Source organism: Tunturiibacter gelidiferens (assembly GCF_014201335.1).
In the GTDB taxonomy this organism is placed as follows: domain Bacteria; phylum Acidobacteriota; class Terriglobia; order Terriglobales; family Acidobacteriaceae; genus Edaphobacter; species Edaphobacter lichenicola_E.
The window spans coordinates 193127-213992 of sequence record NZ_JACHEB010000002.1; the positions used below are offsets into that span (position 1 = coordinate 193127).

The window sequence follows — 20866 nt, forward strand, 5'->3', positions numbered from 1 at the left end:
CGAGATTTTGCTCTAGAGGAAAGCAGAGAAAAGGCGAAATAAGGGGTCTCTCCACTACGCTGTTCACGGTGAGACCGTGAACAGCTTCGGTCGAGATGACAAACGTCTTATCTGGGCGGTGTTCTTTTTGTGGAGCTTTTGTTTGGGTGAAGGAGAACTGGCTACGGCGGGAGCAAATGGGTTTCCTGCGGCAAAAGACAAGTGTTGATTAGTCGGCGAGGGTGATGACTACTTTGCCGTAGCCTAGTTTCTGCGGGATGGTTTTCGCGTAGGCGGCGGGTGCGTCTTCGAGTGGGACGGCGGCGTTGACGAAGGTTTTTAGCGATCCGGCGTCGAGTAGTTTTGCGATTTCGATGAGTTGCGTTTGGTTGGGCTCAACGATGAAAAAAGATTCTTTGACGCGAGGGTCGGAGCTGCTCTCGGCGTCGGCAGCGATGGTGATCATGCGGCCTTCGGGTTTGAGGATGGGCAAGGAGAGGTCGCGGGTCTCACCGCCTACGGTGTCGAAGACTACGTCGATGTCGCGGACGAGATCTTGAAAGCGTGAGGTTTTGTAGTCGATGATCTCGTCGGCACCGAGCTGTGTGACGAGATCGAGCGTTGGGGTAGAGGCGGTGGCGATGACGTAGGCTCCGTGGCGGTGGGCGAGCTGGACGGCGAAGATGCCGACGGCTCCTGCGCCTCCGTGGATGAGGACACGCTCCTTCGGTTGAAGTTTGGCGTGATCGAAGAGGCCTTGCCAGGCGGTGAGTGCCCCGATGGGGATGGTGGCCGCTTCGGCGTGGGAGAGCGTGGAGGGTTTGGGCGCGATGCAGGTGGGTATGGTGAGGCAGAACTCGGCGGTGGCGCCTTCGGCGAACCAGTCGTTCATGCCATAGACGGGCTGGCCGAGGGTGAGGCCGGTGACGTCTTCGCTGAATGCGGCGATGACGCCGGAGAACTCGTGGCCCGGGATGGCGTTTTTGCGTTCGGCTCCGTCCTTGGTGTGGGTGGTGGGGTACCAGACGAGTTCGGTGGGGGTGACGCCGACGGCGTGGACCAGGATCAAGACCTCTCCTTTGCCGGGTGTTGGTTCAGGGACGCGAGTGCGATGAAGGGAGATGCCTTCGGGAGCTTGGTAGAGCTGCATTGCTTTCATATGTCACCTTTTAGGCTGGAGCCGTGAACTTGGATGCGGAGGGGAGTTTGCTCGATTCAGTGACAGGAGTTCGCGTGCAGAGGTGAAGAACAGGCAACGGCGAAATACGAGGGTCTCTCCACTACGTGATTCACGGTGAGACTGTGAACCGCTTCGGTCGAGATGACGATGTTTGATTTTGGGTGTAGGAGGAGAGCAGGGGGTAACTCGAAGGCGGAGCGGACTGAGTTAGTCCATGTTTTTGACGGGGACGTTGTCGGGGATTCTTAGTTCGAACTGGTCGTCTTCGAGTTTTTGATTGAGCGTCAGCTTGGAGATGGTGATGGTGAGGATGTACTGGTCCTGGGGGCGCCTGATCTCGATCTTCATGGGGAAGGGGGTGTCGCCGAACTTCTGATAGTTGCTGTAGAAGGCACGGGTGACGACGGTGCCGTCGGGGCCGTAGATGTCCTGCTGGTATGGGAGCAGGTTGGCGCGACTAATGTGAATAACGCGAACGGTGTGTGCGGTCTGGCCCTTGGGCTGGGCAAGAAATTCGAGATCGTAGTCAGGCTCCTCGACAAGGTCCTTTGGGTTTTTTTCGTTTGCGACGACGCGCGTGTCCTGAGTAAGGGAGACGACCTGGTCGGGGCCGAGACCGTGGATGAGAAGCGAGTCGAAGAAGACGGCGGGGCGGAGATTTTCGAGGCCGTTGGTGGAGGGCTTGGTGACTTCGCTGGTTCCGGTCATGGCGAGGTTGTGCTTGGGGACCCAGAGCTTCCAGGTTTTGCCGTTGCTGACCATGTCGAGCGCCACCGAACCGAGAAAGGGCACGCGGAGCAGAACGCGGAGGTCCTGTGGCTTTCTTAGGAAGATGTATCCGCCGAAGCTGGGGTAGCTGGTTTCTTTGCCCTGACGGCCGCCGCCGGTGGTGGCGACGATTTCGATGGACGCGTTCATGGTCTGGATGGCGTCGAAGCGGGCATTGACTTGTTTGAGGAGGTCGCCGAGTTCGGCGTTGAGGACGACGTCGGCGGGGCGCGTCTTTGGGACGATGCGGGTATGGGTCAGGCATCCGGTGAGCGCCGGAGCCAGCCCAATGATTGCCATCGCCACCGCTTGTCTTATCCGCATGAGCACAAACTTCAAGTATATCTTTCCCGGCTCGGTTGCTCTTACTGGAGGCCGTGATGCGTCCGCTCTCGATTATTTCTATACGGCTTGGATGTTTCGTGGTTCCGAAGTGTTTCTCAAAGTTGAAGGTTGAACGTTAGCTGGAGAATGCTGATTCGGGCGCTAGTGTTTTTGAGCCTGGCGGTAGGACTGGACCTGTTGTGCGTGCTCCTGGAGGGTGGCTGAGAATCGGGTGTGGCCGGCGGCGTCGCTGACGAAGTAGAGGTAGTCGGTGCGGGCGGGGCGCATGGCTGCGCGCAGGGCTGCGATGCCGGGGTTGGCGATGGGTCCGGGGGGGAGGCCGGCGTGTTTGTAGGTGTTGTAGGGCGATGGGGATTGCAGGTCGGAGGCGTAGATGGTGCCGCGCCAGCGATTGTCCAGCAGGGCGGCGTAGATGACGGATGGGTCGGTGGCGAGGGGGATGCCTTTGGCGAGACGATTGACGAAGACGCCGGCTACGAGGGGGCGCTCGGCATCCTGACGGACCTCTTTTTCGATGAGGGAGGCCATGATGACGGTTTGGGGTATGTCGTGGATGAGGCCTAGCTGTGCGGTTTCCTGGTGGAAGCGGCGGACCATGGCGGAGAGAATTTGGAGTGGGGTGGCGTGGCGGGAGAACTGGTAGGTGTCGGGAAAGAGGTAGCCTTCGAGAGAGGCGGGGGGTGGGCCGTCGGTCCAGGCTGCGATGAGCTCGGTATGCTGGCGCTCGGCGGCGAGGAAAGCGTCGCGGGAGCCGAAGCCGGCGGCTTCGACTGCCTGGGCGATGTCGAAGATGTTGAAGCCTTCGGGGATGGTGAGGGCGCGGGTGTAGATTTCGCCGTGGAGGATGTGCTGGTAGACGTCGGTCATGGGGAGCTTGCGGTCGAAGCGGTACTCGCCTGCCTGGAGGCGGCCACCTTTGGTGAGGCGGAGGAGATAGAAGCCGTAACGACTGCGGATGACGCCGCTGCGCTCGAGTTGGGCGGCGATGGACTCGGTGCTGGTGCCGGGGGCGATGTCGACGAAGGTCTCGGTGGTGGGGCCGTAGGGGAGATAGATGACGCCGGCTGCGACGGCTGCGGCGATGAGCAGAAGCAGCAGAAGGGTACCGAGAAACTTCAAGTGGGTGCCTCCGGGTTTTGGTGCTTAGGGCTTGAGGATCAAGGCTTAGCTTCAGGCTTCGGTTGGGGTTGCTGAGCTTCGGTTCGGTCGCTTCATTTTACGGCTGAGCTGGGGAGGTCGTGAGCAAGTAGACTCAAATTCGTGACTACCGATGAGAATCCGATGGGTGCTGAGGATGGTGAGGGTGCTGACTCGGGCCCTTCCGGGTCTTCGGAGTCGACGGGTGCGTTGGTGGCTCGCGTGCTTGGGTTCGATGTAGGGGACCGGCGGATTGGGTTGGCGATCTCGGACCCGCTGGGATATACCGCGCAACCTCTGTTTACGCTGCATCGGGCGGGGCGGCGAGCGGATTTAAAGTCGGTGGCGCGAGTGCTTCGCAAGCATGGGGTGACCGAGGCGGTGGTGGGCAATCCGCTGTATATGTCGGGGGACCAGAGCCCGCAGGCGGCGAAGGCGCAGGCGTTTGCTGAGGATCTCAGGACGGAGTTCGGCATAACGGTGCATTTGTGGGACGAGCGGTTGACGACGACGCAGGCTCACCGTCACCTGGATGACGCGGGACATGCGGCGATGGGGCGCAAGGGGATCATCGACCAAGTGGCGGCGGTGTTGATTTTGCAGTCTTTTCTTGAGGCCAGGGCAAATGAACGGGCCCGGTCGTAGGGGTCGTTGAGTGACGACGGCGGGGCCAAGGGGTGGGTGTCGGCGTTGCGGCATCGTATAATCAAGTTTTGACCAGAGTGCGCCGCTGCGGTAAGGCGAGCGCGCTCGCCTAGTTTTAACCGGAAGGCCCCATGCCAGAACAAGTAAAGAAGAGGCTTGCAGAAGAGATTAAGTTGTTGGAGCACGAACTCACGACTGAACTGCCTGCAGAGATCAAGAAGGCCGTCGCACTGGGCGACCTGAGTGAAAACGCCGAATACCACATGGCCAAACAGCGCCAGGTCTTCGTCAACGCCCGACTGGGGCAGTTGAAGAAGCGGATGGGCGAACTGGCCATGGTGAATCTCGTCAATATCCCCAATGACAAGGTTGGGTTTGGCTCGCACGTGACGGTGTTCGATTCGAGCAAGGACGAAGAGATCAAATATCAACTGGTTACGAGCGAAGAGTCGGATGTGGCCAAAGGGTTGATCTCAACGACTTCGCCCATCGGACGGTCGTTGCTGGGGAAGCAGGTTGGCGATACCGCGACGGTGATTACGCCGAACGGCAAGCGCGAACTTGAGATTCTGAAGCTGTTGACCATTCACGACGTCGCCGACGAAGCGTAACTCAGGGCGTCGACGGGTGTCCTATACACGTTGCGATGTGGTATCAAGAAAGCGGTAAAAAGCGGGGTTTTCTCCCCCTGAGGATTAGTTTTGACCTGGACAAGCGCATTCGGCAAAGGCAGCGGCTGGCTGCTGCAGAAGATCGTGAACGGCCTTGCGCTGACCCGCATCTCGCCTAACGCACTGACGTTCATTGGTCTGGTAATCAACATCATCGCGGCGTGTTTCTTTGGGTTTGCGCGGCCCTATAACGCCAACCGGATGTTTTTGTATGCGGGTCTGATTATTATTGGAGCGGGCGTCTTCGACATGGTCGATGGGCGGGTGGCGCGGAAGACGAACCAGGTCTCGGTATTCGGCGCATTCTTTGATTCGGTGATGGATCGTTACTCGGATGTTGCGATTTTCTTTGGTCTGCTGATCTACTACGCGCGCGGTAACCGGTTGTTTTATGTGGGGCTGGTGGCGTTTGTGATGACGGCGTGCGTGATGGTGAGCTATACACGGGCACGGGCCGAGGCGCTGATTGGGACGTGTAAGGTCGGGTTTATGGAGCGGCCGGAGCGGATTGTTTGCGTGATTCTGGGGGCGTTGTGCAATCGGTGGGGCGTGATGGCTCCTGCGCTGTGGGTGCTGGCGCTGTTTGCTACGTTGACGGTGATTCACCGCATCCGCTACACCTATGTCGAGACCGAGCGCAGGAAGAAGTTGATTGCACAGGCGAAATAGTTGCCTCTGATTGCCCTGCGCGGGCAGCGGTTACTTCGTGACATGTATACCGGCTTCGCCTCGGGCCTTCCGATGGTCGGCGGAGGTATTTCCCGCGACCAACGGGAGCTCCAACCGAAGGGGTATGCCCGTCACGAAGTGACCGCGCCGCGCCTAGCGGTCCCGACGGAAGGTCACCCCTTACGACCAAATTCGCTGAATCACGTTGGTCTTTGCCAGGTCGACGATCTCGTCGCCGCGTCCGCTGAGAACACTCTTTGCCATGTAGAGGGAGAAGCCTTTCATCTGCTCGAGGCTGATGTGCGGCGGCATGGAGAGTTCCAGACGATTCACGATCACTTCGACCAATGCGGGGCCAGGGGTTGCGAAGGCGTTTTTTAACGCCGACTCGAGTTCGCTTGGCTTCTCTACGCGAATGCCGTGGATCCCGATGGAGTTTGCCATTGCCGCGAAGCTTGGGTTGTCGAGGTCGGTGGCGTAGGTGACGATGCCGCCGGCTTTCATCTCGAGTTCGACGAAGGCAAGAGCACCGTTGTTGAAGACGACCATCTTGATTGGCAGCTTTTGCTGGCGGAGGGTGAGGAGATCGCCGAGCATCATGGCCAGGCCACCGTCGCCGGAGAGCGTGACGACCTGGCGGTTGGGGAACGCTGATTGCGCGCCTATGGCCTGGGGGACAGCGCAGGCCATCGATCCGTGGTTGAAGGAGCCGAGGAGGCGACGGCATCCGTTCATGGTGAGGTAGCGGGCGGACCAGACGGTGGGGGTACCTACGTCGCAGGTGAAGATGGCGTCATCGGCTGCGAATTGGTCGATGAGTTTTGCGACGTATTGCGGGTGGATGGGGGTCTTGTCTTCGTCGGGGCCAGCGAGTTCGGTCAGACCTTCGCGAACTTTTTTGTAGTCTTTTGTCTTGGCGTCGAGATGGGCGTGATCGGTCTTTGTCGTGAGGAGAGGCAGGAGAGCGGAGAGAGTCTCTTTGATGGAGCCGACGAGACCGACATCGACTTCGGTGCGACGGCCAATCTGGTTGCCGCGAAGATCGATCTGGATGACCTTGGCGTGTTTGGGGAAGAACTGCGGATAGGGGAAGTCGGTCCCTAACATCAGTAGGACATCGCAGTCTTCCATGGCGTGGTAGCCGGAGCTGAAGCCGATGAGGCCGGTGAGCCCGACGTCGAAGGGATTGTCGTACTCGATGTACTCCTTGCCGCGGAGGGCGTGGACGATCGGTGATTTCAAGGCCTCTGCGGTAGCGATCAGCTCCTTGTGTGCGTCCTTGCAGCCCGCTCCGCCAAGGATGGTGACTTTGGCTCCTGCGTTGAGGATGTCGGCGGCTTCGCGAAGCTCGTCGTCGTTGGGGCGTATGATTGGGCGGGCGAGCCTGATGGGTGCAGGCTTGTGTTCGGGGGCGCTGTGGAGGGCGACGTCGCCGGGGATGACGATGACGGAGACGCCGGAGAGGTTGATGGCGGTGCGCATGGCGATCTCGAGGACCCGCGGCATCTGTTCGGGGATACCGACCATCTCGCAGTAGTCGCTGCACTCTTTGAAGAGATTTTGCGGGTGGGTTTCCTGGAAGTAGTTGGTGCCGATCTCGGCGCTGGGGATGTGAGCGGCGATGGCGAGTACAGGCACGCGGTTGCGATGGCAGTCGAAGAGGCCGTTGATGAGGTGGAGATTGCCGGGTCCGCAGCTTGCGGCGCAGACTGCGAGGGAGCCTGTGAGATGGGCATCTGCTCCGGCGGCGAAGGCGGCGACCTCTTCGTTGCGGACGTGGATCCATTCCATGGTGCCGTCTCGGCGTAGCGCGTCGGTGAATCCGTTGAGAGAGTCGCCGGGAAGGCCGTAGATGCGTTTGACGCCGGCAATCTTCAAGGTTTCTACGATTAGGTCAGCGATTGTCTTTGCCATGTAGTTTCTCCGGAGTGCCCTGTTGATGAATGCGCTGTTGGTGACTGGTGTTTTGGCGGTCTACGACGCGTTCGTACTGGTATTGCTTTGATTTGAAGATTTCGTTCAGATAGATGCCCTTGGACGGCGCGGCGCGAAAGGCTACAAACTCCTCCGGCGGAACGTCGAAGTACCGGTAAACACCTCTGTTTCCGCGATAGACGATGGTGAGGGTTCGGGCTTCGTCGTTGTAGGACATGGCGGCGATGACACTGGAAGGCATTAGGGGGTAGTCTCCCGTAGACTTGAGATGCAATGAGTGTTCAACCAGTTCTGTTAATTCATGGTGGTGCGTGGGCGATGCCTGACGATGCCATTGCTGCTCACGAAGATGGCATCGCGAACGCGCTTGCTGCTGGTTATGCGTTGTTGGGACGGGGTGCTGCGGCGGTGGATGCTGTGGAGGCTGCGGTTGCAGTGATGGAAGACGACGACACGTTTGACGCGGGGCGTGGATCGTTTCTGACTCAGGATGGCCGGGTGCAGATGGATGCCCTGCTGATGAATGGAGAGAATCTTCGTACTGGTGGGGTTGCGTGCGTGGAGCGACTGCGGAATCCGATACGGGCTGCGCGGCTGGTGCTGGATAAATCGCCGCATGTTTATTTTGTCGGAGTGGGGGCTGAGAGGTTTGCACGACAGCATGGGATGGCGCTTTGCGATAACTCTGATCTGGTAGTGCCGCGGGAGCGGGAGCGGCTGTATAAGGCTCAGGCGGACGAGCTGGCGGGGCTGCCGGATGTGACTTTTTCGGGGAGTCTTGAGTCGCACGATACGGTGGGGGCGGTGGCGCTTGATGTTGACGGCAATATTGCCGCGGGGACTAGCACGGGCGGAACGCTGAATAAGGCTCCGGGCCGCGTGGGGGATTCTTCCTTGATTGGATGTGGCTGCTATGCGGACAATCTTTCGGCGGCGGTGTCGCTGACGGGTTGGGGCGAGCCGATTATGAAGCTGGTGTTGGGCAAGTGGGCAGTCGATCGAGTCGCCGCCGGGGCGAGTCCTGATGAAGCTGCTCATGAGGCGATCGATTATCTGTTCAATCGGCTGGGTGGGCACGGCGGGATTATTCTGCTGGGGCCGGATGGCCGGGTGGGGATGGCGCACAATACGCCGCGTATGGCGTGGGGACTGCAGACGCAGGCTGGGAAGCAGTTGGGTGTCACTCGCAATTAGTCTTTCCGTTTTACCGAAATGGAATCGGAGAGTGAAGCAGGCCGGTCACTGTCTCCCGAGTGGCTGGCGGGAACGTCGCAGCGGGAGGAGTTGGAAGGCCCGCGCAAAGCCCGCAGAATAAGTGACGCTGGAGACGGTTCTCTAGGGGATTGATCAGATAAATCCTTTGGTCCCGGTTTCCTCTTGCGTACTGAATGGTCATTCATGTAGAACATCGCGTCGTTAAAGTTGTCAGTCGGGCCGTTGCCAAACGAGTTGGGGCCTGCTGACACAACGGGGAGCAACACGCATGTTCAAAGTCAATTCGCGGCTTTTTGTCTTCAACCCTCTGGCCGCTGTTCTTCTTCTGGTGAGTTCTTTTTCCACCGGTTTATGGGCTCAAAACATCTCAACGGCGCAGCTCAACGGCACGGTTCACGATCAGACCGGGGCCGTCATTCCGAACGCGACGGTCACGATCACAGACGACTCGAAGGGTTTTTCCCGCACGACGACTACCGATGGGCAAGGAAACTACCGCCTGCTGCTGTTGCCGCCTGGCACCTATGCAGTGAAGGCGACGGCAAAAGGCTTTAACACGTACGTCAGCGAGAAGGTGGTCTTGACCACGGGAGAACAGGGTGAGCTTCCTCTCTCACTTACAGTGGGGACGACGCAGGTTGTGACGGTGAGCTCGGGCGCGGACATCATCGAAACGCAGCGGAGCTCGCAGTCCACTACGGTCGACGAACTGCGCATCGACAACCTGCCTACGAACGGGCGTAACTACATCAACTTCACGCTGACGAATTCGCAGATTGCCCGGGATGCAGCTCCGCAGGTAGGTGCGATTCCGACCTCAGGGCTGAACTTCGGCGGCGTTCGGGCACGTTCGAATTCGATCAACGTCGACGGGGCCGATGCGGGCGATTACATCTCTGGCGGCACGCGAACGACGGTGTCGCAGGATGCGGTGCAGGAGTTCCAGATCATCACGAACGGCTTTGCTGCGGAGTATGGCAGAGCGTCGGGCGGTGTGGTGAATATTGTGACTAAATCGGGAACAAATGCCACGCATGGGAGCGCATTCGGGTTTCTGCGCAATCGCTATATTCAGGCGACGAACCCTTTTTCGACGGTGTACCAGCCGGCTTATACGCGGGTTCAGGCGGGTTTTACGCTTGGCGGCGCGATCGTCCCCGATAAAACGTTCTACTTCTTTTCGACTGAGATTACGCGGCGGCAGGAGACAGGTTTTTCGGATATCGGATCGAACAACTTTGGCTTGACGAACATCGATGTGAGCCGGTTCTACGGGGTTCCGGGTGGGGCTCTTACGATTCAGGGAACGCCGGAGCAGCAGGCATTTTTGCAGAACCCTGGCGTTCCAGCGAATACGCCTGGGATTCAACAGTACATTGCCCTGGTTGGATCGGGATCGACGCTGGCGACGACCGGGCAGAATCCCGCATTTCTGCAATCGACGATTGGGCCGAGGAACTTTGTTACTTCTGGACAGGCGACGCCCGCGTCGTTTACGCCGCTCAACAGTTTGATCGGCAACTTTCCAGTCACCGAAAAGACCGAGGTGTATTCGCTGCGGATCGATCACAAGCTGACGAGCAACCAACAGCTTGTTCTGCATGCGAGCGTGAGCCCGAGCTACATTACGGGAATCGAAGAGAGTGCGGCTAACCAGAATCTTGGCGAGAACTCTTTCTCCCGCACGGCGACGCAGAGTCTGCACGATTTTGCAATCGCGGGTCAGTACACAATCATCATCGGCAACAACAAGGTGAATGACTTGCGCTTCCAATTTGCGCGGCATCCGGTGAGATTTGCTAATACCGATTCGCCAGGAGGCAGCAGTACCGCGGTGAATATCCCTGGCTATGCGTACTTCGGCAAGACGCCATTTTCCGTTGTCGACCGGATTGAAGATCAAAATCAGCTGCAGGACAACTTTACGTACACGCTCGGCAGCCACACGCTCAAGATGGGCATCGATCTTCGGTATATTCCGATCAATCTGTTGCAGGGGCAGCTCTATGGTGGCGGCGACTATACGTTTGCGGGTTTGAATGCGACGGATGTTTCGCCTTTGCTTGAGGGGCTTCCGGGCTTCTCCGCAGTCCAAGCGTATGGGCTTGGGATTCCACAGTCGTTCGCGCAGGGCATTGGGCAAACGACGTTCAAGTATGACCTAAAGACGCTTGGCTGGTTCCTGCAGGACAGCTGGCGCGCGACCAGCAGAATGACGTTGAACCTCGGGATTCGGTATGACGTTGAGGCGTTTCCGACGCAGCTTGCTCTGAATGACAACACGAATGAAGCTGAGCGACTCTACGGGATTCGTGAGGGCATTCGTCTGGCGCCTACAAACTTTGCGCCGCGCATTGGAATTGCGTACGACGTGAGAGGCGATGCGAAGACGGTCATTCGTGCGAACTACGGGCTGTTTTACGATCGTGCGCCGGGAAATCTTGAGTCGCAGTCGATGATTTTTAACTCGACGACGGTTCCGCTGGTGATTCTTGGTGGGGGCGCCCCTTGCAGCGTCGCTAGTCCGAATGCTGCGGCGAGTCCACTTAATCTGAATGCTACGAATGCGTTTCAAGGATCGCTGGGAAATCCGAATTGCCTTGGCGCGAGCGCGGCTGGGGTCAACTACATTGCGAGTCAACAGCGGTTTGATCCTAATAACTCTAACTCGGTATTCGCAAATCAGAATTTTCTGGCAGCCGGATTTCCACTGGCGATTCTTCCCTCTGGTCTGCCAGCTGATCTGCACTATGTGACGCCTTACGTGCAGCAGATCTCGTTTGGGGTGGAGACGGATCTAGGTCACGATATGTCGCTAAACGTGGCTTTCAATTCGACGGGCGGTCGACACCTGAATCGACCCGTGAACGTGAATCCCGTGAATCCGCAGCTACTGACCGCGAACTGGCGGAACGCGGTGAATGCTGTGAAGGCACGGACCGCGGCTCCTGGGACTGCGAGTCCTACCTCGAATCCCTTGACAGTAGGAACAGCAGCAGGGGTTAACCCTTGCGGTGTCGGTCCAACGGGACCATTTGTTACACCGGCTCTGTTGAACTTCTTCCGAAAGTCAGGACTCAACACCTCGCTGGCGAGCTTCCTCGCGAATCCGAATGTAGGTGGCGGTCAGTGCGTTGCGCTGGCCAGCGAGATTGCGGCGACGGATGGGCTCGGCGTGGGCATTCCTGTTCCATTCGGCGATATGACACCGAACCTGACGACCGGAACGTCGAGCTATAACGCACTGAGCGTCAATCTGCGTAAACGCTACACTACAAATTTCGAGTTTCTGGTCAGCTACACATGGGCGCACGCCATCGACGACTCTACCGATGTTGTGTCCACGTCGGATGCGCCGCAGAGCAACTTCAATCCGAATGCGGAGCGAAGCAACTCTACTTTCGATCAGAGGCATCGCTTTGTGCTTTCGGGGGTTTATAACTCGGGCCATCTTGGGGGCTCGGGCTTTGTTCCGACGGTCTTCTCGAATTTCACCGTCGCGCCGATCTTTGAGGTCTCCTCTGGCAGGCCGTTCAATATTCTGACTGGAACGGACACGAACTTTGACTTCGATCCACTGACGGATCGGCCAAACGCCGTCGCCCCCGGTAGCGGGAACACCAGCTGCGGTACGGCCCCAGTGCTGTCGAAGTACTCTCCGACTGGGGCTTTCAATCTGCCGTGCTATGCCGATGCACCAGCGGATGCCGGTCCGTCGAGCAACTACTATGCCGGAGACCTTGGCCGCAATGTCGGTGTAAAGCCTTATACGGTGTTCACGGATTTGCGCATCGCGAAAGCGTTCACGTTTCCGCATCAGATCGCGCTGCAAGTTACTGCGGATGTCTTCAACCTGATCAACAAGAACAACACGCTGGATGTGAATCTGCTCTACACCGCGGCGGGTACGCCCACTGCTGCGTCTGATCCTCGTCAGTTTCAGTTTGGAGCCAGGGTTTCTTTCTAGTTGACGCTACAACTCAGCAGCCCCTTTTCAACCTCTAATTCCTTTTTATGAGATGTGTGAAAAGGGGCACAACCTCCTGCGAAAATAGGCGTTTGGGTCGATGAGGTTTGTCGATCGCACCGGAGGCAGAGAGGTTTGGTGCAGAGAGGTTTGGGGATGGGAAAGATACGCGCCTGCGTGACGGCGCTTGTGTTGGCGTTGGGCGGAGTTTGGGCGCGAGCAGATGCGGCGCTGCTGATGGAAGAGCCCTACGGTGAGTTCGGGGCGTTCAATCCAACTGGCCATGCGGCAATCTATCTGAATCACATCTGCGCGGAGTCCCCGACTTTGCTGCGGCCTTGTCGAGCAGGCGAGCCCGGTGCGGTGATCAGCCGCTATCACAAGATCGATGGCTACGATTGGCTGGCTATTCCGTTGGTGCCGTATCTTTATGCGGTGGAGCGGGTGGAGGATGTGCCGAAGACCGCGGATGCCGCGCTTGAGGCGAGCTTGCGTGATCAATACAGGCGAGACCATCTGCTTGCGCTTGTGCCCGATGTTGAAAAGGGCAAGAAGGTTGGTGAAGCTCCGGGAGGCGAATGGACGCAGCTTGTGGGAGCGTCGTACGACCGCAGGATCTATGGTTTTCAGATTCAGACGACCGCAGAGGAAGATGAGCAGTTCATGAATCAGTTCAACGACAACCGGAATGTTGGGCATTTCAATCTGCTGTTTCACAACTGCGCCGATTTTTCGCGGACGTTGCTGGATGTTTATTATCCGCACAGCGTGCATCGGAATTTCTTTTCCGACCTGGGAATTACGACGCCGAAACAAGTGGCACGATCACTGACGAAGTATGCCGATCAACATCCTGATCTAAAGTTTTCGACGTTCATGATTCCGCAGGTTCCGGGAAATATTAAGCGAAGCCATCCAATCGACGGCGTGCTGGAGGCGGTCGTGAAGTCGAAGAAGTACGTTGTGCCGTTGGCGATATTGAATCCTGAGGTGGCGGCGGGATTTGTGGTGGCTTACCTGACGGATGGGCGATTCAAAACACCGAAGGATGCTGCTGTCGAGGTCATACCGGGAGAGCCGACGACGCTGACTGGCGCTCCCTCTTCTGCGGGAGCGGAAGAGATGCGGCGTCCGTTGCCCGCGCCTGCAATAACCCCAGCGCCACTGGCTCCACAGAAGTAAGCGTCATCGAAGCTAGTTGACTTTGAGGTTGGCGTCGGCGTCCATGACTAGGGATTCGCCTTCGACGAGAAGGGAGTGCAGCTTCAGCGAGTCGAGCGAAAGGGAGTAACCTGTGGTTTCGGTCGAGCGACTGAGGAGTTGACGCATCAGGACGGCTGCGTTGACCTTCATCTGTGCGGGGACCTTGTGGCTCAGGAAGGGCGCGAGGATAAAGTTCAGCTCGCGGGATTCGCTGAGGCGTTCGATTCGCGCGTCGCGAAATCCGATGCTCTCCTCTTCGGCTTCAGGGATGAGCGATACGTCGGTGTCTGTGGTGAGCGAGACGCCGAGGCAGGTGCCGTGGACGGAGGTTCCGAGCTTCGATTTCGCGTGAACGTGGACGACGATGCGGTCCTGCATGAAGGTGACGTGGGGCGATTCTGCGTAGACGTAGCAGGGAGAAGTGGCGTCTCCGCGGATGTAGTAGCGGCCTTGTGGGCCCTCGAAGAGTTGGGCCCGGAGTGTACGCTCTAATGCTTTCGCGGAGACTTTGACCTCGATTGCAGAGGATGAGCGAGATGCAGAGAGCAGAAGAGCCAGGGGAAGCAGCAGGTAGAGCTGGGGTCGGCGCATGGTTGTTTTAACGATAACGGCAGATTCGACGAGAGACTATTGTTTTGCGTTTGCGGTCCGGCCTCGGATGGCTGGTAATCTGTGCTGACCATGACTCGAAAACTTTCTCTGTTCTTCGTTGCGCTCTTCGGCGTCTTGTCACAGTTTGGAAACGCCCAGCCCCGGCGCATGGTCTTGATCGATCAGGACGGTTCAGGTCCGGGCGGGTCCAACCAAATGGCAATGATGGCGCTGCTGCAATCTCCTCAGGTTGAGGTGCTTGGCATCACAATGGTGAGCGGGAACGCGTGGGAGCCGGAGGAGGTGCAGCACACGCTGCGAATGCTCGAGCTGATCCATCGGACGGACGTTCCAGTGGTTCCGGGAGCGATCTTTCCTCTGGTCCGGACGGAGGAGGAGTCGAAGATCCAGCAGCAGCTATATGGGACGTTTCCCTGGTATGGGGCGTGGGGAGATCTGGCGACGAACACTAGCCGCCAACCTTACCATGGGCCTTATGTCGTGCCGAAGTTGCAGGAGGGTGAACCAACTCTGAAGCCGTTGGCGGAGGATGCAGCGCACTTTCTCGTTCGTCAGGTACATGCGCATCCACATCAGGTCACGATCTATGCTGCCGGTCCGCTGACGAACATCGCTCTTGCAATTGCGATTGATCCGCACTTTGCCGAACTGACGCAGGGCATCCTGATTATGGGAGGAAGCCTGAGCCCGCAGACGGCAGATCCTGAGTTTGCCAACAATCCTCGTCACGAGTTTAATTTCTGGTTTGATCCTGAGGCGGCGCATATTACGTTGCGCGCGCACTGGCCGCGCATCGACCTGACGACGGTAGACATCTCGATAAAGACCGATTTTACCAAGGCAATGCTTAACGAGATTGCCAGCTCGCCGAATCCCGCTGCTAAGTATCTCGCAACTTACTCGAGTGAGTTTTACTACTTGTGGGACGAGCTTACTGCTGCTGCCTGGATCGACCCCGCGATCATTACCAAAGAGGACAAGCTGTACGTCGACGTAGATCTGACTCGCGGGCCATTCTATGGAGACACGCTTTCATGGACTGCGGCTGATAAACCTCATCTCGATCTGCAATTGGTACACGTACAAAAGGATCTCGATCTGCCGCGATTCAACAAGCTCTTCCTTGAGTTGATGAAGAGTCCGCCTCAGCAGAGACCTTCCGAGAGATAACAAGACAGCTTTCGACGGGAGCTTAATATTTCGGCCTGTATTCTTTGTGTAGGATTCTTCGTGTCGAAAGATTTTCAGCCAATTGGGAGGCTTGATGGAAAGACGTGATTTTTTGACTGCGACTCTTGCAACTTCCGCTCTCGCGCTTGCGAATCAGTCGTCTGCGCAGGTCTCCTCTGGTAAGCCGCGTGAATATTACGAGATTCGTAGATATCACCTGCAGACGGGACCGCAGATTAAGCTCACTGATAGTTACATATCGGACGCATTGATTCCTGCGCTGAATCGGATGGGAGTTGCGCCTATCGGGGCTTTCCGTCTGGACATAGGACCTGACACGCCGACACTGTATCTTTTGCTGCCGTGTTCGAAGCTCGAGACACTTGTCTCCGCTGAGTTACAGCTTGCTCATGATGAGCAGTTCATGAAGGCGGCAGAGCCCTTCTGGAATGCGCCGGCGACCGCACCCGCGTTTCAACGGATCGATAGTTCGCTTCATATTGCCTTTGAAGGGTGGCCTAAGGTGACTCCGCCGGCTGAGACTGCTGAGCATGGCAAGAGAATCTTTCAGCTGCGCACCTACGAGAGTCCCAGCAGTCAGGACCATGTTCGCAAGGTTGAGATGTTTCATCACGGCGAGTTTGAGATCTTTCAGCGTGCTGGATTTAGCCAGGTTTTTTACAGCGACACGCTGATCGGCCCTCGGATGCCAAATCTTACGTACATGCTGAGCTTTTCGGATTTGACTGATCTCAATGCGAAGTGGGATAAGTTTCGTGCGGATCCCGAATGGATCAAGCTCAGGAGTTCAGCGCGTTACAACTCCGAAGAGATTGTGAGTAATATTTCGAACCTGGTCATGAGTCCAACCGCTTATTCTCAGATCTAAGTTGTTATCGGCGTTTGTTGTTACGGTTGCTGGAACCCAGCTGCATGAAGAGGAAAGTATGGATATCAACCAACTGAACGAGCACTTTGGTCTGCCGGGCGTTCTTGCATTTCGCGCGACGGCGAGCGGACTCATTCGCGCAGACATCACGACTCCACACGCGACAGCAACCGTGTATTTGCAGGGCGCACATGTGGCGGCGTGGCAACCTATTGGACACAAGCCTGTTATCTTTACCAGCCGCAAAACCGAACTGATGCCGGGGAAGGCAATTCGTGGCGGAGTGCCGATTGCGTTCCCTTGGTTTGCGAACCGCCATGACGGAAAGACAGGTCCGTCGCATGGCTTTGCGAGGATTCAGGATTGGACGCTTGCCTTTGCCGCGCTTGCCGGAGAGGATCTGCACCTTACGTTTACGTTGGGGCCTAACGAGCTTAGCCGCAGTCTGGGATTCGATCAGTTCCGCCTGGCCTATCAGCTCACGATTGGGCGCACGCTCACGATGCAACTGACCGTGGCCAACGATGGTGGTGCGCCGCTTGTATTTGAAGAAGCTCTGCACACCTACTACGCGGTCACGGATATTCACGAGATTGCTATTTTGGGACTGGACGGTGTCAGCTATCTCGACAAAACCGATAACTTCAATAAGAAGCTGCAGCAGGGTGATGTCACAGTTACAGGTCCGACCGATCGGGTGTATCTGGACACAACTGCTACCTGCGTGCTGAAGGATCATGCAGGCAAGCGCCATATCTCGGTCGCGAAGACCGGTTCGACCACTACGGTCGTGTGGAATCCGTGGGAAGAGGGAGCGGCAAAGTTGGTTGATATGGATCCTACGGAGTGGCATGAGTTTGTGGCGATTGAAACGGTCAACGCAGCGACGGATGCGATCACGCTTGCTCCGGGCGCTACACACGCGATGCAGGCGCGGGTTTCGGTCGAGGAGATTGGTAGTTAGGACGCGCGATTTTGCGGATGGGCGGCGGTACCGATAGTCTCAGAGGGTGATGCTTATACTTGCTTCCGCTTCGCCACGTCGCCACGAACTTCTCGCTCAGGCAGGTCTCAGATTCACCGCAGAGGCCGCAAATCTTAACGAAGATCTTTTGCCGAACGAAGCTGCGGCCGCTTATGTTCAGCGGTTGGCTGAAGAGAAGGCGCAGGCAGTCTGGAACGCTCATCGGTCCTCGGATACGGCCGATGATCCGCTGGTTGTTTTGGGCGCCGATACGTGTGTCGTTGTTGAGGGACACATTTTGGGCAAACCTACCGATAGCGCCGATGCACGCCGCATGCTGGAGATGTTGAGTGGGCGCACTCATGCGGTGCTGACGGGAATTGCGGCGATCAGTGCGAAGAGGACAGTTCGGGATCTCGACATCACGCAAGTGACGTTTAACGTGATCACCGACGTGGAGATCGCGAGGTATATCGCCAGTGGCGAGCCGCTGGATAAGGCGGGCGCGTATGCGATCCAGGGATATGCGGCGCGATGGATTCCGCGGATTGAGGGTTGCTACTTCAACGTGGTCGGTCTGCCGATTGCTCGCACGATTGCGGCGCTGGCGCACGCTGAATCGGAGAGTGGGCCTGTCGTAGAGAAGGTTTAGACGGCCTGTTCACTCAATGGTTGCGATCATCGCTGCTAACAGAGCTGTTCGCGGCACAAGATGTTCGATGACGACAGACTCGTGAGCGGCATGGGCTCCGTCTCCGACTGCGCCCATGCCATCCAGCGTCGGGATGCCGAGGGCGGCGGTGAAGTTGCCGTCGGAGCCGCCGCCGGTCGAAGCTTCTTCGAGTGCGAAGCCGAGTTCTGCTGCAAGCGACCTGGCTTTCTTGAATAGTGCAACTGTGCCGGGTTTGCGTTCCATGGGGGGGCGGTTGATGCCGCCGGTGATGGTGAGTTTGCAGTCGGGATCGGAGACTTTGAGGCTGCGGAAAAGTTTGTCGACATAGGAGGCGTCGCTGGCTTTTGCGATGCGGACGTCGACCTCAGTGGAGGCAAGCCAGGGGACGACATTGGACCGCGTTCCACCAGCGATGACACCACAATTTACCGTCAGTTTGCGCTCGAGATTGGTGAATCCTGAGATAGTTTGGATGAGTTTTGCCAGTTCGAGGACTGCAGAGTGGCCGCGCTCGAAGTCCACTCCGCTGTGTGCGCCAACGCCTGTAACCTGCACATTGTATTGGCCTACTCCCTTGCGAGATGTCTTGTAGGCGAGGCCTTGGGCGGGTTCAAGAACCAGGACTACCGAGCACTGTTGGGCTAATTTCTCTGTGATGGGACGAGAAATGGTGCTCCCTACCTCTTCATCACTGTTCAAAAGGAGGATTACGGGGCGAGCTAACTTGAGCTGCTGCAGGGTTTGTATGGCGGTCAGAGCCATCACTACGCCGGCTTTCATGTCCAGTACGCCGGGTCCCCATAGCCGTCCCTTAGCTTTACGCCACGGCATCGTTTTAAGGGTTCCGAGGGGCCAGACGGTGTCGAGGTGGCCGAGGAGCAGAACTGGTTTCTGAGGGGAGCGGGCGGGGCCGAAACGAAGCTCCAAAACGTCGCCGAATTGGCGCTGTCTATGGCGTTTGGCTCGTCCTCCTAGGTTTCGGGACCAAAGTTCGACCAAGTCGACGGCTGCGTTAACTGCATGCCGGTCTTCACTTGGAGACTCCTGCTGGACGAGTTCCCGGAGTGTGCCTTGGACCCACCCCTTTTTCTTGTCGACGGTATTGAGGATCGCTGCGGAATCCATGGCCGGATGTTATAGCAATCAAAGGTGTTAGTTGAGTGATTTCCTGAGGAAAAAAGTAGTCATTCCAAAGGGGATTATGTGGCTTATTTGCCACATCGGCAGAATCGTTTTCCACTGTAATCTCACAAATGGTTTTGTCGGAGGCGCCGTTTCGTGGCTTTGGAAGCTCATTTTGAGCAGACAATCCGTTCGGAGATAGAGTTCAGCGGCATCGGCTTACATAGCGGGGCACCTGTGCTGATGCGATTGATCCCGGCGCCTGCCGGATCCGGTATCGTCTTTCGTCGCACTGACTTAGACAACTTTGAGATTGCTGCGATCGGGCGAAATGTTGCCAAGGTTAGTTATGCAACGAGCCTTATGCGGCAGAGCGTTCTGATTTCAACTACCGAACATCTGCTTTCTGCTCTTATCGGCTTTGGCGTAGATAACGTGATCGTCGAGGTGGACAATCTTGAAGTTCCGATTCTAGATGGAAGTGCTTTGCCTTACGTGCAAGCTTTTCATTCTGTGGGGCTTAAGCAGCAGAGGCGAAAACGCGAATACCTGAAGGTTTTGAAAGAGGTTGAGGTTCGGGAGGGATCGAAGTTTATCGGGGTTTACCCGGGGTCCGGGTACCGCATTCAGTATACGATTGACTTTCCGCAACCCATTGGTTATGAGACGTTTAAGGGTGACTTAGCGACCGGGGATTACGTTAAATTAATTGCTCCGGCGCGGACTTTCGGGTTTAAAGAAGATGAGGCGATGTTGCGGGATATGGGGCTGATTCGTGGGGTTTCGGACGAGAGCGCTATTATTCTTTCGCGGCAAGGTGTTGAAAATGGGCCACTTCGGTTCGATGATGAGTTTGTCCGGCATAAGGTGTTGGATTTGATTGGGGATCTGGCGTTGGCGGGGCGCAGGATTCAGGGCCGGGTGGTGGCCGAGAGGGCGGGTCATGCGATGCATACTGCTCTTGTGCAACGACTTATGCGGGACCGCTCGGCGTGGGAGCTGGCTCACGGGTATGATGAAGTGGCGGAACCGGCTGGAATGATGGGAAGGCTGCAGCCAGCTACTGTTTCGTAATTCTGTGGTGAAAACGCGTGGTTGGGCGATGGTGGATTGTGGTTTAGATGTGGTGATTTGTGTGGCTGCTGCGCACTGTTTTCAGGTGGTGTGCGGATGAAGGCTGTCGCGGCGATTGCGTTGGGGTCAAACCTCGATTCGGAATTTGGAGACCGGCAGGCGAATCTCGAACAGGCCGTCGGGTTGATTGCGGAGCTGGGTGAGGTGACCGGGGTCTCTTCGTTTTACGATACGGAACCGGTGGGGGTTTTGGAGCAGCCCAGATTTCTGAATGGGACGCTGCTGATCGAGACTGATTTGGAGCCGGTGGCTTTGCTACGGGAGTTGCTGACGGTGGAGCGGGCGATGGGGCGTGACCGGGCGGCGTCGGTGGCAAAGGGACCTCGGGTGATCGATCTCGATCTGCTGCTTTATGCGGATCGAGAGTGGGGCGATGTGGTGATGGAGACGGAGGAGCTGACGTTGCCGCATCCTGCAATGCAGGAGCGCCGGTTTGTGCTCGAGCCGCTGAAGGAGATTGCGCCGGAGTGGGTGCATCCGGTGCTGGGGCTGACGGTGGCGGAGCTGCTGGAGCGCGTGTAGGTTGGTTGGGACTGAGTTGGCTGGCAACGATTTTCTTCTCTTGCGTAACTATGGGTTAGTCCTATC

The 20866-nt window shown here is 57.4% G+C and carries 19 protein-coding genes; 12 read left to right on the forward strand and 7 right to left on the reverse strand.

Annotated elements, in window-relative coordinates:
- Window positions 1-208: 208 nt before the first annotated feature.
- From HDF14_RS04615 to mltG, 3 genes are all read right to left on the reverse strand, one after another.
- Complete coding sequence (locus HDF14_RS04615) at window positions 209-1138, reverse strand: NADP-dependent oxidoreductase (RefSeq protein WP_183974013.1); 930 nt, start codon at window positions 1136-1138, stop codon at window positions 209-211.
- Window positions 1139-1366: 228 nt separating this feature from the next.
- Window positions 1367-2251 (reverse strand): LolA family protein, encoded by an 885-nt coding sequence (locus HDF14_RS04620; protein ID WP_221304553.1) that lies wholly within the window; start codon window positions 2249-2251, stop codon window positions 1367-1369.
- Window positions 2252-2413: 162 nt separating this feature from the next.
- The gene (gene mltG / locus HDF14_RS04625) at window positions 2414-3391 is read right to left on the reverse strand and encodes an endolytic transglycosylase MltG (RefSeq protein ID WP_183974015.1); all 978 of its coding nucleotides are present in this window, start codon (window positions 3389-3391) and stop codon (window positions 2414-2416) included.
- A gap of 141 nt (window positions 3392-3532) precedes the next feature.
- Here mltG and ruvX point away from each other — a divergent pair, with 141 nt between their 5' ends.
- From ruvX to HDF14_RS04640, 3 genes are all read left to right on the forward strand, one after another.
- Window positions 3533-4054, forward strand: a complete 522-nt coding sequence (gene ruvX, locus HDF14_RS04630) for a Holliday junction resolvase RuvX (protein ID WP_313899489.1) — start codon at window positions 3533-3535, stop codon at window positions 4052-4054.
- 131 nt (window positions 4055-4185) lie between these two features.
- The gene (locus HDF14_RS04635; protein WP_183974017.1) at window positions 4186-4665 is read left to right on the forward strand and encodes a GreA/GreB family elongation factor; all 480 of its coding nucleotides are present in this window, start codon (window positions 4186-4188) and stop codon (window positions 4663-4665) included.
- Between the two features lie 90 nt (window positions 4666-4755).
- Complete coding sequence (locus tag HDF14_RS04640; RefSeq protein WP_183974019.1) at window positions 4756-5394, forward strand: CDP-alcohol phosphatidyltransferase family protein; 639 nt, start codon at window positions 4756-4758, stop codon at window positions 5392-5394.
- A 180-nt stretch (window positions 5395-5574) separates the two neighbouring features.
- Here the strand turns inward: HDF14_RS04640 and poxB are convergent, their stop codons facing one another.
- A complete protein-coding gene (poxB, locus tag HDF14_RS04645; protein WP_183974021.1) occupies window positions 5575-7308 on the reverse strand; it encodes a ubiquinone-dependent pyruvate dehydrogenase in 1734 nt (577 codons plus the stop codon).
- Window positions 7289-7570 carry a KTSC domain-containing protein gene (locus tag HDF14_RS04650; RefSeq protein WP_260698030.1) on the reverse strand — a complete coding sequence of 94 codons (282 nt, stop codon included), beginning with the start codon at window positions 7568-7570 and terminating at the stop codon, window positions 7289-7291. The genes poxB and HDF14_RS04650 overlap by 20 nt, the downstream gene beginning before the upstream one ends.
- Before the next feature lie 32 nt (window positions 7571-7602).
- Here HDF14_RS04650 and HDF14_RS04655 point away from each other — a divergent pair, with 32 nt between their 5' ends.
- The 3 genes from HDF14_RS04655 to HDF14_RS04665 all read left to right on the forward strand — a co-directional run bounded on the left by HDF14_RS04655 (window position 7603) and on the right by HDF14_RS04665 (window position 13693).
- Window positions 7603-8523 carry an isoaspartyl peptidase/L-asparaginase gene (locus tag HDF14_RS04655; protein WP_183974025.1) on the forward strand — a complete coding sequence of 307 codons (921 nt, stop codon included), beginning with the start codon at window positions 7603-7605 and terminating at the stop codon, window positions 8521-8523.
- Between the two features lie 289 nt (window positions 8524-8812).
- The gene (locus HDF14_RS04660; RefSeq protein ID WP_260698031.1) at window positions 8813-12511 is read left to right on the forward strand and encodes a carboxypeptidase regulatory-like domain-containing protein; all 3699 of its coding nucleotides are present in this window, start codon (window positions 8813-8815) and stop codon (window positions 12509-12511) included.
- Window positions 12512-12667: 156 nt separating this feature from the next.
- Window positions 12668-13693: a hypothetical protein gene (locus tag HDF14_RS04665; protein WP_183974027.1), complete on the forward strand. Its 1026-nt coding sequence runs from the start codon at window positions 12668-12670 to the stop codon at window positions 13691-13693.
- A 12-nt stretch (window positions 13694-13705) separates the two neighbouring features.
- Here the strand turns inward: HDF14_RS04665 and HDF14_RS04670 are convergent, their stop codons facing one another.
- The gene (locus HDF14_RS04670) at window positions 13706-14305 is read right to left on the reverse strand and encodes a hypothetical protein (protein WP_183974029.1); all 600 of its coding nucleotides are present in this window, start codon (window positions 14303-14305) and stop codon (window positions 13706-13708) included.
- A gap of 90 nt (window positions 14306-14395) precedes the next feature.
- Here HDF14_RS04670 and HDF14_RS04675 point away from each other — a divergent pair, with 90 nt between their 5' ends.
- The 4 genes from HDF14_RS04675 (at window position 14396) to HDF14_RS04690 (ending at window position 18001) form a co-directional block, all read left to right on the forward strand.
- Window positions 14396-15496, forward strand: a complete 1101-nt coding sequence (locus tag HDF14_RS04675) for a nucleoside hydrolase (protein ID WP_183974031.1) — start codon at window positions 14396-14398, stop codon at window positions 15494-15496.
- A gap of 94 nt (window positions 15497-15590) precedes the next feature.
- On the forward strand, window positions 15591-16385 hold the full coding sequence (locus tag HDF14_RS04680) for an NIPSNAP family protein (protein WP_183974033.1): 795 nt from the start codon (window positions 15591-15593) through the stop codon (window positions 16383-16385).
- Window positions 16386-16443: 58 nt separating this feature from the next.
- Window positions 16444-17349 (forward strand): D-hexose-6-phosphate mutarotase, encoded by a 906-nt coding sequence (locus HDF14_RS04685; protein WP_183974035.1) that lies wholly within the window; start codon window positions 16444-16446, stop codon window positions 17347-17349.
- A gap of 49 nt (window positions 17350-17398) precedes the next feature.
- Window positions 17399-18001 carry a Maf family protein gene (locus HDF14_RS04690; RefSeq protein ID WP_183974037.1) on the forward strand — a complete coding sequence of 201 codons (603 nt, stop codon included), beginning with the start codon at window positions 17399-17401 and terminating at the stop codon, window positions 17999-18001.
- A gap of 9 nt (window positions 18002-18010) precedes the next feature.
- Here the strand turns inward: HDF14_RS04690 and HDF14_RS04695 are convergent, their stop codons facing one another.
- The gene (locus tag HDF14_RS04695) at window positions 18011-19147 is read right to left on the reverse strand and encodes a M20 family metallopeptidase (protein ID WP_183974039.1); all 1137 of its coding nucleotides are present in this window, start codon (window positions 19145-19147) and stop codon (window positions 18011-18013) included.
- Between the two features lie 153 nt (window positions 19148-19300).
- Between HDF14_RS04695 and lpxC the strand changes: the two genes are divergently transcribed.
- Together lpxC and folK are read left to right on the forward strand one after the other, a co-directional pair.
- Window positions 19301-20218: a UDP-3-O-acyl-N-acetylglucosamine deacetylase gene (lpxC, locus tag HDF14_RS04700; RefSeq protein ID WP_183974041.1), complete on the forward strand. Its 918-nt coding sequence runs from the start codon at window positions 19301-19303 to the stop codon at window positions 20216-20218.
- A 96-nt stretch (window positions 20219-20314) separates the two neighbouring features.
- Window positions 20315-20800 carry a 2-amino-4-hydroxy-6-hydroxymethyldihydropteridine diphosphokinase gene (gene folK, locus HDF14_RS04705; RefSeq protein WP_183974043.1) on the forward strand — a complete coding sequence of 162 codons (486 nt, stop codon included), beginning with the start codon at window positions 20315-20317 and terminating at the stop codon, window positions 20798-20800.
- Window positions 20801-20866: the final 66 nt, after the last annotated feature.

Excerpts from the sequence above, each read along its gene's own strand:
- HDF14_RS04665 (WP_183974027.1), top strand. The coding sequence starts at position 12,668 with ATGGGAAAGATACGCGCCTGCGTGACGGCGCTTGTGTTGGCGTTGGGC.
- HDF14_RS04650 (WP_260698030.1), bottom strand. The coding sequence starts at position 7,570 with ATGCCTTCCAGTGTCATCGCCGCCATGTCCTACAACGACGAAGCCCGA.
- poxB (WP_183974021.1), bottom strand. The coding sequence starts at position 7,308 with ATGGCAAAGACAATCGCTGACCTAATCGTAGAAACCTTGAAGATTGCC.
- HDF14_RS04635 (WP_183974017.1), top strand. The coding sequence starts at position 4,186 with ATGCCAGAACAAGTAAAGAAGAGGCTTGCAGAAGAGATTAAGTTGTTG.
- HDF14_RS04680 (WP_183974033.1), top strand. The coding sequence starts at position 15,591 with ATGGAAAGACGTGATTTTTTGACTGCGACTCTTGCAACTTCCGCTCTC.
- HDF14_RS04620 (WP_221304553.1), bottom strand. The coding sequence starts at position 2,251 with ATGCGGATAAGACAAGCGGTGGCGATGGCAATCATTGGGCTGGCTCCG.
- HDF14_RS04660 (WP_260698031.1), top strand. The coding sequence starts at position 8,813 with ATGTTCAAAGTCAATTCGCGGCTTTTTGTCTTCAACCCTCTGGCCGCT.
- HDF14_RS04675 (WP_183974031.1), top strand. The coding sequence starts at position 14,396 with ATGACTCGAAAACTTTCTCTGTTCTTCGTTGCGCTCTTCGGCGTCTTG.
- HDF14_RS04655 (WP_183974025.1), top strand. The coding sequence starts at position 7,603 with ATGAGTGTTCAACCAGTTCTGTTAATTCATGGTGGTGCGTGGGCGATG.
- HDF14_RS04695 (WP_183974039.1), bottom strand. The coding sequence starts at position 19,147 with ATGGATTCCGCAGCGATCCTCAATACCGTCGACAAGAAAAAGGGGTGG.
- HDF14_RS04615 (WP_183974013.1), bottom strand. The coding sequence starts at position 1,138 with ATGAAAGCAATGCAGCTCTACCAAGCTCCCGAAGGCATCTCCCTTCAT.
- folK (WP_183974043.1), top strand. The coding sequence starts at position 20,315 with ATGAAGGCTGTCGCGGCGATTGCGTTGGGGTCAAACCTCGATTCGGAA.
- HDF14_RS04690 (WP_183974037.1), top strand. The coding sequence starts at position 17,399 with ATGCTTATACTTGCTTCCGCTTCGCCACGTCGCCACGAACTTCTCGCT.
- HDF14_RS04670 (WP_183974029.1), bottom strand. The coding sequence starts at position 14,305 with ATGCGCCGACCCCAGCTCTACCTGCTGCTTCCCCTGGCTCTTCTGCTC.
- HDF14_RS04685 (WP_183974035.1), top strand. The coding sequence starts at position 16,444 with ATGGATATCAACCAACTGAACGAGCACTTTGGTCTGCCGGGCGTTCTT.